This is a genomic window from Citrobacter sp. RHB21-C05 (genome assembly GCF_013889015.1).
GTDB classification, from domain to species: domain Bacteria; phylum Pseudomonadota; class Gammaproteobacteria; order Enterobacterales; family Enterobacteriaceae; genus Citrobacter_A; species Citrobacter_A sedlakii.
This window is the reverse complement of the sequence record NZ_CP057611.1, coordinates 3,750,906-3,767,351: the sequence shown is the minus strand read 5'-3', so window position 1 is coordinate 3,767,351 and position 16,446 is coordinate 3,750,906. Positions and strand designations below refer to the sequence as shown.

Genomic DNA, 16,446 nt, shown 5'->3' with positions numbered 1-16,446 from the left:
ATTACGTATGCGGTTGATTGATTATTTTCCTGAAGCATCTATCTCGATAAAGTCATCGGTAGAAAATTGGCAGCAGGCCATTGATTTTTGCATGTCTTCCCTGCTGACTCATCATTATATTAATTCAAATTATATTCAGGCTATTAAAGATTCGACTCTCAGCAACGGCCCCTATTATATTCTGGCCCCCGGCGTGGCTATGCCTCATGCGCGACCAGAGTGTGGAGCGTTAAAAACAGGAATGTCGTTAACGTTACTCAAACAGGAAGTGCAGTTCAGTGAAGGTGAAGAAGGTATCAGGTTATTAATCGGTTTATCGGCAGCAAATGCCGATTCACATATTGAAGCTATCCAGGCATTAAGCGAGCTGTTATGTGAAGAACAAACGATAAACGCGCTGTTAGCGGCAAAGTCAGAAAAACAGTTAGCGGATATTATCGCTCACGCATAATTATTCTCTCCTTGACAGGATATTAATATGGAACACAAGTCTGCTCGTGCTAAGGTCCAGGCTTTTGGCGGGTTTTTGACTGCAATGGTCATCCCGAATATCGGCGCCTTTATTGCCTGGGGCTTTATAACCGCATTATTTATTCCAACCGGATGGTTGCCGAATGAACATTTCGCCAAAATTGTCGGCCCGATGATTACCTATTTACTGCCGGTGATGATTGGTTCGACCGGTGGACATCTGGTGGGGGGCAAACGGGGAGCGGTGATGGGAGGCATTGGTACGATTGGCGTCATTATTGGCGCGGATATCCCAATGTTCCTCGGTTCAATGATCATGGGACCGCTAGGCGGGCTGGTGATTAAATATATTGACCGACTGCTGGACAGGCGCATTCCTGCCGGTTTTGAAATGGTGATTAATAACTTCTCCCTGGGTATCGCCGGGATGATCTTGTGTCTGCTGGGGTTTGAGGTCATTGGCCCGGCGGTACTGGTTGCCAATAACTTTGTGAAGGAGTGTATTGAATCGTTGGTACATGCGGGCTACCTGCCGCTACTGTCGTTAATTAATGAACCAGCAAAAATCCTTTTTTTAAACAATGCGATTGACCAGGGCGTTTATTATCCACTGGGTATGCAGCAAGCCTCGGAGACAGGAAAATCCATTTTCTTTATGGTGGCGTCTAACCCGGGTCCGGGTCTGGGTTTACTGCTTGCGTTCACCTTGTTTGGTAAAGGGATGGCGAAGAAGTCTGCACCCGGCGCCATGATCATCCATTTCCTGGGCGGTATCCATGAACTGTATTTCCCGTATGTGCTGATGAAACCGTTGACGCTGATCGGCATGATTGCGGGCGGGATGAGCGGAACGTGGGTCTTTAATGTATTAGGCGGCGGGCTGGTCGCCGGGCCGAGCCCTGGGTCGATTTTCGCTTACCTGGCGCTGACGCCGAAGGGGGCTTTCCTGGCGACGATTGCCGGTGTTACGGCGGGAACGCTGGTGACCTTTGTGGTGACCTCTTTCATATTAAAAATGGAAAAAAATAGCGCTGGCGAAAGTGAAGATACCTTTAGTGATTCCACGAAAGCCGTCAAGGCAATGAAGCAGGAGGGTAAATTCTCTTACCGTGATGTGAAACGAATAGCATTTGTTTGCGATGCGGGAATGGGGTCGAGCGCGATGGGAGCAACGACGTTTCGTAAACGCCTGGAAAAAGCGGGATTAACGGTCGATGTCAAACATTATGCGATCGAAAATGTTCCCGAGGATGCCGATATTATCGTGACGCATGCCAGCCTGGAGGGGCGCGTTAAACGGGTTAGCGACAAACCCGTCGTTCTGATTAAAAACTATATTGGTGACCCGTTGCTCGACGATTTATTTCATCACCTTACGACGAAGTAATATTTCTGGTTTCTGGAGTAAATATGAAAACGAAAGTGGCAGCCATCTATGGCAAGCGGGATGTCCGTATCCGTGAATTTGAACTACCTGACATTACGGATAATGAATTATTAGTCAGCGTTATTTCTGACAGCGTCTGTTTGTCTACCTGGAAAGCGGCAACATTAGGCAGCGAACATAAACGTGTGCCAGATGATCTGGAGAATCATCCGGTGATTACCGGTCATGAATGTGCCGGGATCATTGTCGAAGTCGGGAAAAATCTAACCGATAAATATAAAAAGGGCGAGCGCTTCGTTTTACAACCCGCAATGGGCTTGCCGAGTGGTTATTCTGCCGGATACAGCTATGAATATTTTGGCGGTAATGCGACGTATATGATTATCCCGGAGATCGCGATTAAGTTGGGCTGCGTTTTACCCTATCACGGCTCTTATTTCGCCGCCGCATCGCTGGCGGAACCGATGTGCTGCATAATTGGCGCTTATAACGCCAATTATCACACTACGCCTTACGTTTACGAGCACCGGATGGGCATTAAACCCGGCGGCAACATCGCGCTATTAGCCTGTGCCGGGCCGATGGGGATAGGCGCCATTGACTATGCCATTAATGGCGGGATCCAGCCGTCGCGAGTCGTGGTGGTGGATATCGATGAAACGCGACTGGCCCAGGCCAGCCGCTTGCTATCGGTTGAGCACGCGGCCAGTAAAGGCATCGAGCTTATTTATGTGAATACCGCCGGAATAAAAGAACCCGCAGCCATGCTTCGCGAACTCACGGACGGTAGCGGTTTTGATGACGTATTTGTCTATGCTGCTGTTCCGGCCCTTGTCGAACTGGCGGATGCGCTTCTCGCGGAAGACGGTTGCCTGAACTTTTTTGCCGGGCCGACGGACAGTCGCTTCAGGGTGCCGTTCAACTTTTACAACGTGCATTACAACAGTACTCACGTGGTTGGAACATCCGGCGGTTCCACCGACGATATGAAAGAGGCGATTGCATTAAGCGCTACGGGACAACTGCAACCGTCTTTTATGGTCACCCATATCGGCGGGCTGGATGCGGTGCCGGATACGGTCCTCAATCTTCCCGATATTCCGGGCGGCAAAAAGCTGATTTATAACGGCGTCACGATGCCGCTGACGGCGATCGCTGATTTCGCGGAAAAAGGCAAAACCGATCCGTTGTTTCGTGAACTGGCGCGTCTGGTTGAAGAGACGCACGGTATCTGGAACGAAAAGGCTGAGAGATTCCTGCTGGCGCAATTTGGCGTGGACGTAGGGGAGGCTGCTGCATGATCTCTCTGACATGGCCGCTATTTCGCACAACGGAACGGGCGGCGCTGGCAGCCTGGCCGCAAACCGGATGCGGCGACAAAAACCGGATCGATGGTCTCGCGGTCAGCGCGATGCGACAGGCTCTGAACGAGGTGGCTATCCGTGGAAGAATTGTCATTGGCGAGGGGGAAATCGATTGTGCGCCGATGTTATGGATCGGTGAGGAGGTCGGAACAGGCAGCGGGCCGGAGGTGGATATCGCTGTCGATCCTATTGAAGGAACCCGTATGGTCGCAATGGGGCAGAGCAATGCGCTGGCGGTCATGGCTTTCGCCCCGCGCGGCAGTTTGCTTCACGCACCTGACATGTATATGAAAAAGTTGGTTGTTAATGCCCAGGCAAAAGGCGCGATCGATCTGGCGCTTCCGTTAGCCGACAATTTACGCAATGTGGCGGCGGCGCTGGGAAAACCGCTGGATCGCTTGCGCATGGTCACGCTGGACAAACCCCGGCTTCATCCGGCGATTGCCGAGGCAACACAGCTCGGCGTAAAGGTTTTTGCCCTGCCCGATGGCGATGTGGCGGCCAGCGTTCTGACCTGTCTGCAGGACAATCCGTATGACCTGATGTATACGCTCGGCGGTGCGCCGGAAGGGGTGATTTCCGCCTGTGCGGTAAAAGCGCTCGGGGGCGATATGCAGGCAGAGCTGATCGACTTTTGTGAAGCGAAAGGCGATACCGCAGATAATCGCGTGATCGCTGTCCGTGAACGACAACGCTGTGCGGAGATGGGCGTCGAGATTAACCGCGTCTATGCGATCGACACGTTAGTAAAGGGAAATGACATTCTCTTTAGTGCAACGGGCGTGACGGGGGGAGACCTTCTGAAGGGGATCCAACAGGTTGCGAAGGGTGTGCGCACGCAAACTTTACTGATCGGCGGCGCGGATCGAACGTGTAATATAATAGACTCTCTGCATTCATGGTGATTTATCGGGACACAAATGACGACGCTGACAGAAGACGATGTGCTTGAGCAACTGGACGCTCAGACCAATTTACTTTCGTTTATGACGACGGCACATGACATTTTGCTTCAGGGCATTAAACGCTTTCTGCCGTCGCTGTTTGTCGATAATGATGAAGAGATCGTGGAGTATGCAGTGAAGCCGTTACTCGCGCAGAGTGGGCCGCTTGATGATATCGACGTTGCGTTACGCCTGATTTATGCGTTGGGAAAAATGGAAAAATGGCTGTATGCCGACATCACCCATTTTTCCCAGTTTTATCGCTACCTTAAGGAACAGGACACGATCCCGGGCTTTACGGATGACATCACCTGGGATTTCGTCAGTAACGTAAACAGTATTACCCGTAATGCAACCTTATATGGCGCGCTTGAGTCGATGAAGTTTGCCGACTTCGCCACCTGGTCCGAGGTTCGCTTTACCGGCATGATCAAGACGGCGATGACGCTGGCGGTAACGACAATTTTAAAGGAATTAACGCCGTGAAAATCGGACTGACGGTTAATGGGCTGGACGTTACCGCGCATTACCACGACGATGAAATTGAAATCGTCCATAAACCCCTGTTGCGACAGCTGGCGAAAATAAACGCTGCGCATACTGGACAACGAACCCTTATTTTTCTCTGCGCCCCTCCCGGGACCGGCAAATCCACGCTAACCACATTTTGGGAGTATCTCTGTCAACAGGACGCCAGTCTGCCAACGATCCAGACTCTGCCGATGGATGGCTTTCATCATTACAACGCGTGGCTGGAGGCGCATAACTTGCGAGCCAGTAAAGGCGCGCCGGACACCTTTGACGTTGATAAACTGGCGCGCAATCTGCGTCAGATCAGGGAAGCGGAAGGCGCCTGGCCGCAGTACGATCGGCAAACCCATGAGCCGGTTGAAAATGCCATCCCGGTAACCGCGCCGTTGGTGATTGTTGAAGGAAACTGGCTTTTGCTGAAGGAACCGCGTTGGCAGGCGCTGGCGGAGTTTTGCGATTATTCGATCTTTATACGCGCACCGGAAGAGGCGCTTCGATCGCGCCTGATCGCCCGTAAACTGGCGGGAGGATCGTCTCAGGGTGATGCCGAAGCATTCTATGAACGCACTGATGGGCCGAACGTGCGTCGGGTTCTGCAAAACAGTCGACCGGCCGACCTTACGTTAATCATGACGCCGACAGGTGAGTATCGGCTCTGCTAAGAGGACCGCCTGGCGTACGATTCCTGGAATCGGCGCCGGGGCAACCGCTATTACTCCTGGGTGGAATAATTTCTGCGAACCAGGGGCGTGAAATGTGATGTAAGTCATATAGCTGGCTTAATCAACTGGACAATCATTCCTTTTATTCCTCGTTTCGCTTATTCTAGCTGAAGCGTTTCAGTCGATTAAATGTTCGACAAATAATCAATCAGTCGCAGTTTGCGACAGGTAAGGTTTCCCTGAACGATGCGCTGGATTACTCTGTCAGCCACATCTGAATCAGGATAGCCTTGCAGGAGATCTATGACCGTACGCGTAGCGATTAATGGCTTCGGTCGCATCGGACGTAACGTGGTTCGTGCTTTATACGAATCCGGACGTCGGGCGGAAATCACCGTGGTGGCCATCAACGAACTGGCGGATGCCGCAGGCATGGCGCATTTGTTGAAATATGACACCAGCCATGGACGTTTTGCATGGGACGTTCGCCATGAGCGCGAGCAGCTCATTGTCGGCGACGATTCGATCCGCATCCTGCATCAGCCTTCGCTTGCCGCGTTGCCCTGGCGTGAATTGGGCGTTGATATTGTCCTCGACTGCACGGGCGTATACGGCAGCCGCGAACACGGCGAAGCGCATATCGCCGCAGGCGCGAAGAAAGTGCTCTTTTCACATCCTGGCAGCCACGATCTCGACGCCACCGTTGTGTTTGGCGTCAATCAGGATCGCCTGCGGGCACAAGACCGCATTGTGTCAAACGCGTCCTGCACGACGAACTGCATCATTCCCGTCATCAAATTATTAGATGATGCCTATGGCATCGAGTCTGGTACGGTGACCACAATACACTCCGCCATGCACGATCAGCAGGTTATCGATGCATACCATCCTGACCTGCGGCGTACGCGTGCGGCGAGTCAGTCGATCATTCCGGTCGATACCAAACTGGCGGCAGGCATTACCCGTATTTTTCCGCAGTTTAACGATCGTTTTGAGGCCATTGCGGTGCGTGTTCCTACGATAAACGTCACGGCAATCGACTTAAGCGTCACGGTGAAGAAACCGGTAAAAGCCAATGAAGTCAACCAGTTGCTGCAAAAAGCGGCACAAGGTGCATTTCATGATATAGTTGACTATACGGAATTACCGTTGGTCTCAGTAGATTTTAACCATGACCCGCACAGCGCCATCGTCGATGGCACACAAACGCGAGTCAGTGGTGGGCACCTGATAAAGACGCTGGTCTGGTGCGATAATGAATGGGGCTTTGCTAACAGAATGCTCGACACCACGTTAGCCATGGCCGCTATTGGTTTCAGGTAAAGCGCGTAAGCGCTTGCAAAACTTTAAGAATCAACGAGAGGATTCACCATGTCTGTAATCAAGATGACCGATCTGGATCTTGCTGGTAAACGCGTTTTCATCCGTGCGGATCTGAACGTGCCAGTTAAAGAAGGGAAAGTAACCAGCGACGCGCGTATCCGTGCTTCCCTGCCGACTATCGAACTGGCGCTGAAACAGGGTGCGAAAGTGATGGTCACTTCCCACCTGGGTCGTCCTACCGAAGGCGAGTACAACGAAGAATTCTCTCTGCTGCCGGTTGTTAACTACCTGAAAGACAAACTGTCCAACCCGGTTCGTCTGGTTAAAGATTACCTGGACGGCGTTGAAGTGGCGGCCGGTGAGCTGGTGGTTCTGGAAAACGTTCGCTTTAACAAAGGCGAGAAGAAAGACGACGAAGCGCTGTCCAAAAAATACGCGGCGCTGTGCGACGTGTTCGTCATGGACGCATTTGGTACGGCTCACCGTGCGCAGGCGTCTACTCACGGTATCGGCAAATTTGCTGACGTAGCCTGTGCCGGCCCGCTGCTGGCGGCTGAACTGGACGCGCTGGGTAAAGCGTTGAAAGAACCGGCTCGTCCGATGGTCGCTATCGTCGGCGGTTCTAAAGTCTCTACCAAACTGACGGTACTGGACTCCCTGTCCAAAATCGCTGACCAGCTGATCGTGGGCGGCGGTATCGCCAACACCTTCGTTGCCGCTCAGGGCCACAGCGTAGGGAAATCCCTGTACGAAGCTGACCTGGTTGACGAAGCAAAACGTCTGCTGACCACCTGTGATATCCCGGTGCCGACTGACGTTCGCGTTGCCACCGAGTTCTCCGAAACCGCCGCGGCTACGCTGAAATCTGTCTCTGACGTGAAAGAAGACGAGCAGATCCTGGACATCGGCGACGCGTCTGCACAGCAACTGGCTGAGATCCTGAAGAATGCGAAAACCATTCTGTGGAACGGTCCGGTCGGCGTATTTGAATTCCCGAACTTCCGTAAAGGGACTGAAATCGTGGCTAACGCTATTGCAGACAGCGAAGCGTTCTCTATCGCAGGCGGCGGTGACACCCTGGCGGCTATCGATCTGTTCGGTATTGCAGACAAAATCTCCTACATCTCCACTGGCGGCGGCGCATTCCTCGAATTCGTGGAAGGCAAAGTTCTGCCAGCCGTAGCGATGCTCGAGGAGCGCGCGAAGCAGTAAATTTGTTCAGGCGGGGAAACCCGCCTGTTTTTCAGCGCGCTGAAAGGCCCGCTCCCCCGTTTTAACGGTCGAAGATACAGAAACAGGACTCGCAACATGTCTAAAATTTTTGATTTCGTAAAACCTGGCGTTATCACTGGCGATGACGTACAGAAAGTTTTCCAGGTAGCTAAAGAAAACAACTTTGCTCTGCCAGCAGTAAACTGCGTCGGCACCGACTCCATCAACGCCGTTCTGGAAACCGCTGCAAAAGTGAAAGCGCCGGTTATCGTTCAGTTCTCCAACGGTGGCGCTTCTTTCATCGCGGGCAAAGGCGTAAAAACTGACGTTCCTCAGGGCGCTGCTATCCTGGGTGCGATCTCCGGTGCGCATCACGTTCACCAGATGGCTGAACACTACGGTGTTCCGGTTATTCTGCACACCGACCACTGCGCGAAGAAACTGCTGCCGTGGATCGACGGTCTGCTGGACGCGGGTGAGAAACACTTCGCGGAGACCGGTAAACCGCTGTTCTCGTCTCACATGATCGACCTGTCTGAAGAGTCTCTGGAAGAGAACATCGAAATCTGCTCCAAATACCTGGCGCGCATGTCCAAAATCGGCATGACCCTGGAAATCGAACTGGGCTGCACCGGCGGCGAAGAAGACGGCGTGGATAACAGCCACATGGACGCTTCCGCTCTGTATACCCAGCCGGAAGACGTTGATTACGCGTACACCGAACTGAGCAAAATCAGCCCGCGTTTCACCATCGCGGCTTCCTTCGGTAACGTACACGGCGTTTACAAGCCGGGTAACGTGGTTCTGACCCCGACCATCCTGCGCGACTCTCAGGAATACGTTTCTAAGAAACACAACCTGCCGCACAACAGCCTGAACTTCGTTTTCCACGGCGGTTCCGGTTCTACTGCTCAGGAAATCAAAGATTCCGTAAGCTACGGTGTTATCAAAATGAACATCGATACCGATACCCAATGGGCAACCTGGGAAGGTGTTCTGAAGTACTACAAAGATAACGAAGCGTATCTGCAGGGTCAGCTGGGTAACCCGAAAGGCGAAGATCAGCCGAACAAGAAATACTACGATCCGCGCGTATGGCTGCGTGCAGGCCAGACTTCCATGATCACCCGTCTGGAACAGGCTTTCAAAGAACTGAACGCGGTAGACGTTCTGTAATTTCAGCCTCGCAGATTGTTGAAATGGCTTCCTTCGGGAAGCCATTTTTTTGTCCGTCAGCCGGAGGGGGCTATCACCTCATCCGTCCCGTGAGGTGATAGCGTGCATCCTGCACACAGACATTATCGCGTCACGCAGGTTCCTTTTTCGCCAGCCAGGATCTGCGGCGCATCTTTGAGCGCGCCAATAAAGGCCGCATTCCCGCTCTGCTTGACAAACTGGATCACGGCGGCGGCTTTCGGGCCCATCGCGCCGTCCGGCGCAGCGAAGGGAGCCAGTTCCTCTGGCGTGACGTGACGCAATGCCCGCGCTTGCGGCGTGCCCCAGTGCTCATACACCGCGTCGGCATCGGTGAGGATCAGCAAATGATCGGCGTCGAGAGTACATGCCAGCACCGCTGCCGTTAAATCTTTGTCGATCACCGCTTCGGTTCCCCGATAGCTATCCCCCTGCGCCACAACCGGGACGCCGCCTCCGCCGCAGCAGATTACCGTATGGCCTGCCGCCAGCAGCGTTTGAATAGCATCACCGTCGACAATGTTTTTTGGCGCTGGGGAAGGTACAACCCGACGAATGTGCTGACCGTCGGCTTTTATCGTCCAGCCATAACGCTTCTCCAGATCGGTCTGCTGTTCGGGAGGATATACCGGCCCAATGTATTTGCCGGGCGTGGCGAACGCTGCGTCATCAGGATCGACTTCCACGCGCGTCATCAGCGTCGTCACGGGCGTTCCGCCTGCACATTGCGTTAATGCCTGGGCAATAGCGACGCCGATCATGCCCTGGCTTTCAGCCACCAGAATATCCAGCGGCCAGGCGGGAGAGCCGGTGTACGCCGCATTTTGCAGCGCCAGTAAACCCACCTGCGGTCCGTTGCCATGAACAATCACCAGCTGATAGTCACGCGCCAGGCTTGTCACGGTTTGTGCAAAAAGCTCAATGCTCCGCTGCTGATTCTCCGCGCTCAAAACCTCTCCGCGCTGCAAAAGCGCATTGCCGCCCAGAGCAATAACCAGTTTCTTTTTCATTTTAGCCTCAATAAATAAATTATCTCGCGGCAAAAATAGCGGTATTGAGAACGGATATTGTGATTGCGTCGACAAAGCTGTTACCCCAAAAAATATCTGATTAATGCGTCACGTGTTTATTTAAAATCCTTTAAAAATGATTATTAGATATTTTTTAATAATTAAGTCGCCAGTCCCCAGGAATTTATAACAATGAGTTTTGTGTGACTTTGTTCAAAAGAAAAGGGGGATTTGCCCGATAAGGTAATGACAGTTTAAACATCAATCCTCATCGTTTGGGGAATTTAATACCGGGAGACAGTTTATGTCTGGTTCATGTGAAGTGACTGATGTCACAAATAAAAAAGGAATACCGGCCTGGTGGGTCACTATTTTCCTGTTCTGGCTGGGATGGATTTTTATGTATGCCGACCGGACAATATTGAATCCGGTTATGGGCGAGCTGGAAAAAGAGTTTGGCCTGAGCGGAACGCAATTAGGTATTCTCAACTCGGTGTTCTATTTTTCTTATGCGTTATTACAGGTTCCGGCCGGTATTCTCGGTGACAAAATCGGCAAGAAAAAAGTGCTGGTGCCCGGATTTATTCTGTTTGGCGTTTTTACGGCCGTTACCGGCTGGGCGAAAAGCTGGTACACCTTGCTGTTTGCCCGCGTGGTAACAGGCGCCGGAGAAGGCACCTATTATGGTCCGCAGTATGGCTTATCTTCCGAGCAGATCCCGAAAAAATACCGCTCACTGGGGAGCGCCATTATCAACAGCGGCATGGCGTTTGGTATTGCGCTGGGGCTGATGACGTCGAGCTGGCTGGTGTACGATCAGGGATATTCATGGCGGATGCCGTTTTATGCGATGGCAATCCCCTCGGTGTTGGTTGGCCTGGCGATCTGGTTTTTGGTCAAAGAGAAAAAACGCACCGCCGATACCGATGGCAAACAGGCTAAAAAAGGCAAATTCAGCGACCTGCTGAAAAACCGTAATCTGCTGTTGACGTATATTATGGTGTTTTGCAGCCTGTTTGGATTCTTCGTTATCCTGACCTGGCTTCCGTATTATCTGCAAAGTGAACGTGGTATCGCCGGTAGCGAAACGGGTTTTATTTCGTCGCTGGTGGCGTGGATTTCAATTCCTGGCGCGCTGTTATTCTCCAGCCTGTCTGACAAATTAGGTAAGCGCAAACCGTTAATTATGTTCCTCGTGCCGGTTGCGATTATCAGCATGCTGTCAATTATCTGGATGCCCAATATGACCGGGGTAGTGATCGCACTGTGCGTTTACGGCCTTGTCGGCAAACTGGCGCTGGATCCGGTACTGGTGGCACTGGTTGCTGACAGCGTCGATGAAAATAATTACAGCACCGCGTTTGGCTTATTTAATTTTATCGGCATGAGTTCATCGATCCTTGCACCGATTATTGCCGGGGCCGCGCGCGATATTACCGGTAGCCTGGCCTCCAGTTTTTATGTTTCAGCCATTCTGTTGGGCATTGGTCTGATTGCCATGCTGTTTTTGAAAGAAAAACGCACATAAGAGGTAGCGGTAATGATTTACGCCTTTATTAAAAAGGGAAGTTTTCAGGACTCGGTCAGCCTGATGATTATTTCCCGCAAATTGAGCGAACGGCCGGAAGTGGATCAGGTATCGGTCATGATGGGAACGCCAGCCAATAAAGCCATGCTGGACTCCACCGGTTTCTGGCACGACGATTTTGCCGAGGCCACGCCAAACGATATTTGCGTGGCGGTGCGAACTCAGGAGGCGCGTCCGGGGATCCTTGACCTCGTTCGTGAGCAACTGGAAAAAGAACTCAGCGCGATCGCTAACGCGTCAGGCAGTTCGCAACAATTGCTGAAAGCGCGCCGTTGGGAAAGCGCCTGCCAGAAGCTGCCGCAGGCCAATCTGCTGCTGGTTTCCGTTGCCGGAGAGTACGCGGCGTCAGTTGCCAGAGAAGGGCTGCTGGCAGGTAAGAACGTTATGCTGTTTTCGGACAACGTGCCGTTGGCGCAGGAGGTCGAACTGAAAACGCTGGCGCGCGAGCGTGGGCTGATCGTGATGGGACCGGACTGCGGGACGGCGATGATTGCCGGTAGTCCGCTGGCGTTTGCCAACGTCCTGCCGGAAGGCGGAATCGGGGTTATTGGCGCGTCCGGCACCGGTATTCAGGAAGTGACGTCGCAGATTGCGCTGCGCCATCAGGGGATCAGCCACGCCATTGGTCTGGGGGGGCGCGATCTCAGCGCGGAAGTCGGCGGGATCAGCGCCTTAACCGCTCTTGAGATGCTGGCTGGTGACGACGCCACACGAGTCATCGCTTTTGTCTCCAAGCCGCCGTCGCCGCAGGTCAGAACACGCATTATTACTGCGATGCAGAAGGTTGGAAAACCGGTGGTTGCGCTGTTTCTCGGCAGTAAGCCGGAACGGCGCAGGGAAGGAAACGTCTGGTTGGCAAATTCGCTGTCAGATGCCGCGCAGTTGGCGGTGCTGTTGATGCGCGTTGCGCAACAGCGCGTCAGCCAGCCCGCGGTGGTGGGCAAAACCATTTATGGTCTGTATGCCGGCGGCACCCTTGCCGCAGAGGCCGCAATGTTGCTGTCTGCCGGGCTTGGCGTCCCGGTGAGCGAAACGCACGCCGATGGCGTCATGCTGGAAGCCGAAGGGCATCGCATTGTCGATCTTGGCGATGACAGCTACACCCTGGGCCGGCCACATCCCATGATCGACCCGACCACCCGCAGTATTGAGATCAAAAAACTGGCCGCAATGCCGGAGGTCGGCGTGCTGCTACTGGACGTGGTGTTGGGCTATGGCGCCTGTGCTGACCCGGCTGGCGCGGTTGTTGAGGCCGTTGAGCAAGTCCGCGCGAAACGCGACGCGCCTTTGGTCACCATTGCCACCCTGACCGGTACCGACGGCGATCCGCAGGGACGTAGTGCTCAAACCGACATCTTGCGCGCTGCCGGTATCGCGGTGGTGGAAACCCTCGAAGAAGCCGTTTTGCTTGCCGTTAGCCTGACGCGCCATCAGGACGTCGGTTCTGCAACCCGTCATAGCGCTCTGCTGGACGGCATTCAGGTGATTAACGCCGGGCTACGCAGCTTCGCACTGGATCTGCAAAGCAGCGGCACGCCGGTTGTGCATTATCAGTGGGCGCCCGTTGCCGGTGGCAACGCCCGTCTCGCCAGTTTACTCAAGCAGTTACATTAATTTCAGAGGTACCGATATGTATTCATCTATTGCTCAGGCCAACGACGCCATTATTGAACGCATTAAAGCTGCTCGCCCGCACTGGATTGCCGTCCGTCCGGCGAAAGAGGTCATAGAGACGCTGGCGACAGGCCGAAAACTGCTTCACGCGGGGCCACCGATCGCCTGGGAAGAGATGACCGGCCCGATGCGTGGCGCGTGTATTGGCGCGTCGCTGTTTGAAGGATGGGCGGCCAGTGAAGCAGAGGCGCTGGCGCTGTTAAACAAGGGCGAAGTGGCATTCATTCCCTGTCATCACGTTGGCGCGGTCGGGCCGATGGGAGGGATCACCTCTGCAAATATGCCCGTCCTGGTGGTGCGCGACACGGTACACGGCAATCAGTCGTACTGCAATCTGAACGAAGGGATCGGTAAAGTGATGCGCTTTGGCGCTTACGGCGATGACGTCCAGACCCGCCTTCGCTGGATGCGCGATACGCTGGCGCCAGTGCTGCAGGAGGCGTTATCACGCATGGAAAACGGCGTTGATCTGACCGCGTTGATGGCTCAGGCGATCACCATGGGCGACGAATTCCATCAGCGCAATATCGCCGCTTCTTCGCTGCTGCTTCGCACGTTGTCACCGGCGATCGCCGGACTGGACCGACCAAAAGCCGGGATTGTCGACGTGATGCAGTTCCTCAGCGTCACCGATCAGTTCTTTCTTAATCTGGCGATGGCTTACAGCAAAGCGGTCATGGACGCGGCAGCAGAGATTAAGGCCGGTTCCGTTGTCACGGCGATGACGCGTAATGGTCGCGAATTTGGCATTCGCGTTAGCGGCACGGGTGACCGGTGGTTTACTGCGCCGGTGAACACGCCGCAGGGCTTGTTTTTTACCGGCTACAGCCAGTCTGACGCCAATCCGGATATCGGCGACAGCGCCATTACCGAAACGCTGGGCATTGGCGGCGCTGCGATGATTGCCGCCCCCGGCGTGACGCGCTTTGTCGGCGCGGGCGGTATGGGCGCGGCGCTGGAAATCTCTGAAGAGATGGCGGAAATTTATCTGGATCACAACCCGCTGTTCCAGATCCCATCCTGGGATTTCAAAGGCGCGTGTCTGGGGTTGGATATTCGTCGGGTGGTGGAAACGGGGATTACGCCGCTGATCAATACCGGGATTGCGCACCGTGAGGCGGGGATTGGTCAGGTCGGCGCGGGCACTGTACGTGCGCCGCTGCTCTGTTTTGAAAAAGCGCTGGAAGCGCTGGCGGAAGCACATCACATCACCGCGTAGTGTCATGGCCCGGTGGCGCAGTGCTTACCGGGCCTGCATGGCAACGCTGTTGGAGGCCGGACAAGGCGTAGCCGCCATCCGGCATAGCGGAGCAAAGTTATGGTCACCTTCAATGCGCTGGCCAGTGCCGGGCTTAATCGACTTCCTGACGGCGAATGGCTGCTGCATAGCCGTTTTTCGCAGGCGATCAATTTCATCCATGCCGGAGGCGAACTGCTGACATTGTATCGCTACGGTAAAGGCATGGGGCCGTCGGGCGTCTTGCTGGCTGATGATGTCTTCTCCCGGTGCGCGCAGCATGCAACAATGATCAAGCGGGACGCACAGCTTTATGGACGGAGACTGACCCTACGACCACTGCGGCAACTGACGCTGCGCCTGACGCCCGGGAGCTTACAGCCAGCGGATCTCTCACCTTTTACCTCGCCAACCGGTCTTGGCGGCCCGCTTAATCGCGCCGTCGCGTCACTGTCTGTTTTCCCGCAAATAGCCGCGCAGCTGTCGCGCTGGCAGGCCGGTGTTGCGCCTGACTGGCGCTGGCTGATTGGCTGTGGGCCGGGGTTAACGCCCAGCGGAGATGATATGTTAACCGGCATGTTGGCGGTTTTTCACGCCGTCGCGCTGCCGGTTCGGCTTTTTTTACCCCCGAACGATCAACTCGCTTCGCTGACAACTTCGGTAAGCTGTAGCTATCTGAACAGCGCCAGGGTAGGGGAATTTTCTACCCCCGTACTGCGGGTTATGCGTCGTTTACAGTCCGGGCGTTCGCCACAGCGTGCGATTGGTCGGTTGCTGGCGACGGGACACACCTCTGGCGCCGACATGATGTTAGGGATAGCCATTGCGCAGCGCTGGTTACAGGCCGTTGATTTAAGGGGTAAACATGCTCGATCAGGAAACCATTCGCACCTTTATTCGCGTTGCTGAAACGGAGAGTTTTTCCCGTGCGGCCAGCTCGCTGCATAAAACGCCAGCAGCGATCAGCTATCGCATTAAAACGCTGGAAGAGCAGGTGGGAACACAGTTGTTTTTGCGCACCACGCGTTCTGTCAGCCTGACGCTGGCGGGTCAGCATTTGCTGGAACATTGTCGCCAGTGGCTTAACTGGCTTGATGCGATGCCCGATGAGTTGCAGCAAATTAACGCGGGCGTAGAGCGGCAGGTCAATATCGTCATCAATAATCTCCTTTATCAACCGCAAACCACTGCCGATTTGCTGACCTGGCTGCATCAACACTTTCCCTTTACCCGCTTCCAGATTTCCCGTCAGGTCTATATGGGCGTCTGGGACTCGCTGCTGTATGACGACTATCAACTGGCGATTGGCGTCACTGGCTCTGAGTCGTTGTCGAACAACATTTCGCTGTTGCCGCTGGGGGATATCACCTGGCAGTTTGTGGTGGCGCAGCAACATCCGTTAGCCAGCCATCCGGCGGCGGTATTATCGGATGATGTGCTGCGGCGCTACCCGGCTATCAATATTGAAGACACCTCGCGGACGCTCACCCGGCGCGTGGCCTGGCTGTTAAGCGGGCAAAAAGAGATCAAAGTGCCGGATCTCAGCACCAAGCTGGCCTGTCATTTAAGCGGACTGGGCGTCGGTTTTCTGCCTGAACGTTTATGCCGCCCGTACGTGGAGTCCGGAGCGCTGGTGGCGCGATCCGCCGCAAATCCTCGCCAGCCCTCTCCGCTTTCTCTGGCGTGGAAAAATGCGGGTAGTGGAAAGGTGGTCAGCGAAATCGCCAATATTTTTAAACAGCGTCAGCCCCTGGTTGGGGGCTATTTACGTATGGTCGATCGCCCCGCAGAGCGCCAGAAGTAGCCTTCCCTCAAACAAGAACGTAACGAAAATGGAATATTGACTTGT

Annotated in this window: 15 protein-coding genes; 14 read left to right on the top strand and 1 reads right to left on the bottom strand. The window is 54.1% G+C overall.

The genetic code is table 11. From position 1 onward, the window contains the following. The first annotated feature begins 7 nt into the window (after positions 1-7). The 9 genes from cmtB (at position 8) to fbaA (ending at position 9,070) form a co-directional block, all read left to right on the top strand. Positions 8-451, top strand: a complete 444-nt coding sequence (cmtB, locus tag HVX72_RS17920) for a PTS mannitol transporter subunit IIA (RefSeq protein WP_042290323.1) — start codon at positions 8-10, stop codon at positions 449-451. Positions 452-478: 27 nt separating this feature from the next. Next, a complete protein-coding gene (locus tag HVX72_RS17915) occupies positions 479-1,858 on the top strand; it encodes a PTS mannitol transporter subunit IICB (protein WP_181822029.1) in 1,380 nt (459 codons plus the stop codon). A gap of 23 nt (positions 1,859-1,881) precedes the next feature. After that, positions 1,882-3,159: a zinc-binding dehydrogenase gene (locus HVX72_RS17910; RefSeq protein ID WP_181822028.1), complete on the top strand. Its 1,278-nt coding sequence runs from the start codon at positions 1,882-1,884 to the stop codon at positions 3,157-3,159. After that, positions 3,156-4,127, top strand: coding sequence for a class II fructose-bisphosphatase (glpX, locus tag HVX72_RS17905; protein ID WP_181822027.1), 972 nt, complete (start codon positions 3,156-3,158; stop codon positions 4,125-4,127). Before HVX72_RS17910 ends, glpX begins: the two co-directional genes overlap by 4 nt. Positions 4,128-4,142: 15 nt before the next feature. Beyond that, positions 4,143-4,652 carry an MltR family transcriptional regulator gene (locus tag HVX72_RS17900; RefSeq protein WP_042290313.1) on the top strand — a complete coding sequence of 170 codons (510 nt, stop codon included), beginning with the start codon at positions 4,143-4,145 and terminating at the stop codon, positions 4,650-4,652. After that, the gene (locus HVX72_RS17895) at positions 4,649-5,359 is read left to right on the top strand and encodes a nucleoside/nucleotide kinase family protein (RefSeq protein WP_181822026.1); all 711 of its coding nucleotides are present in this window, start codon (positions 4,649-4,651) and stop codon (positions 5,357-5,359) included. The genes HVX72_RS17900 and HVX72_RS17895 overlap by 4 nt, the downstream gene beginning before the upstream one ends. A gap of 303 nt (positions 5,360-5,662) precedes the next feature. Next, on the top strand, positions 5,663-6,682 hold the full coding sequence (gene epd, locus HVX72_RS17890) for an erythrose-4-phosphate dehydrogenase (RefSeq protein WP_042290307.1): 1,020 nt from the start codon (positions 5,663-5,665) through the stop codon (positions 6,680-6,682). A 48-nt stretch (positions 6,683-6,730) separates the two neighbouring features. After that, positions 6,731-7,894, top strand: a complete 1,164-nt coding sequence (gene pgk / locus HVX72_RS17885) for a phosphoglycerate kinase (protein WP_042290304.1) — start codon at positions 6,731-6,733, stop codon at positions 7,892-7,894. 96 nt (positions 7,895-7,990) lie between these two features. Next, positions 7,991-9,070 carry a class II fructose-bisphosphate aldolase gene (gene fbaA, locus HVX72_RS17880; RefSeq protein ID WP_042290302.1) on the top strand — a complete coding sequence of 360 codons (1,080 nt, stop codon included), beginning with the start codon at positions 7,991-7,993 and terminating at the stop codon, positions 9,068-9,070. A gap of 122 nt (positions 9,071-9,192) precedes the next feature. On the opposite strand, the gene HVX72_RS17875 is transcribed toward fbaA, so the two are convergent. After that, on the bottom strand, positions 9,193-10,098 hold the full coding sequence (locus tag HVX72_RS17875; RefSeq protein WP_181822025.1) for a carbamate kinase: 906 nt from the start codon (positions 10,096-10,098) through the stop codon (positions 9,193-9,195). A 304-nt stretch (positions 10,099-10,402) separates the two neighbouring features. Between HVX72_RS17875 and HVX72_RS17870 the strand changes: the two genes are divergently transcribed. The 5 genes from HVX72_RS17870 to allS all read left to right on the top strand — a co-directional run bounded on the left by HVX72_RS17870 (position 10,403) and on the right by allS (position 16,401). After that, on the top strand, positions 10,403-11,626 hold the full coding sequence (locus HVX72_RS17870) for an MFS transporter (protein WP_060570779.1): 1,224 nt from the start codon (positions 10,403-10,405) through the stop codon (positions 11,624-11,626). A 12-nt stretch (positions 11,627-11,638) separates the two neighbouring features. Beyond that, positions 11,639-13,300, top strand: a complete 1,662-nt coding sequence (locus HVX72_RS17865; RefSeq protein ID WP_181822024.1) for an acyl-CoA synthetase FdrA — start codon at positions 11,639-11,641, stop codon at positions 13,298-13,300. A 16-nt stretch (positions 13,301-13,316) separates the two neighbouring features. After that, the gene (locus tag HVX72_RS17860) at positions 13,317-14,579 is read left to right on the top strand and encodes a DUF1116 domain-containing protein (RefSeq protein WP_181822023.1); all 1,263 of its coding nucleotides are present in this window, start codon (positions 13,317-13,319) and stop codon (positions 14,577-14,579) included. Between the two features lie 99 nt (positions 14,580-14,678). Then, positions 14,679-15,506: a DUF2877 domain-containing protein gene (locus HVX72_RS17855; RefSeq protein ID WP_181822022.1), complete on the top strand. Its 828-nt coding sequence runs from the start codon at positions 14,679-14,681 to the stop codon at positions 15,504-15,506. Continuing rightward, a complete protein-coding gene (allS, locus tag HVX72_RS17850; protein WP_181822021.1) occupies positions 15,463-16,401 on the top strand; it encodes an HTH-type transcriptional activator AllS in 939 nt (312 codons plus the stop codon). The genes HVX72_RS17855 and allS overlap by 44 nt, the downstream gene beginning before the upstream one ends. Positions 16,402-16,446 lie beyond the last annotated feature (45 nt).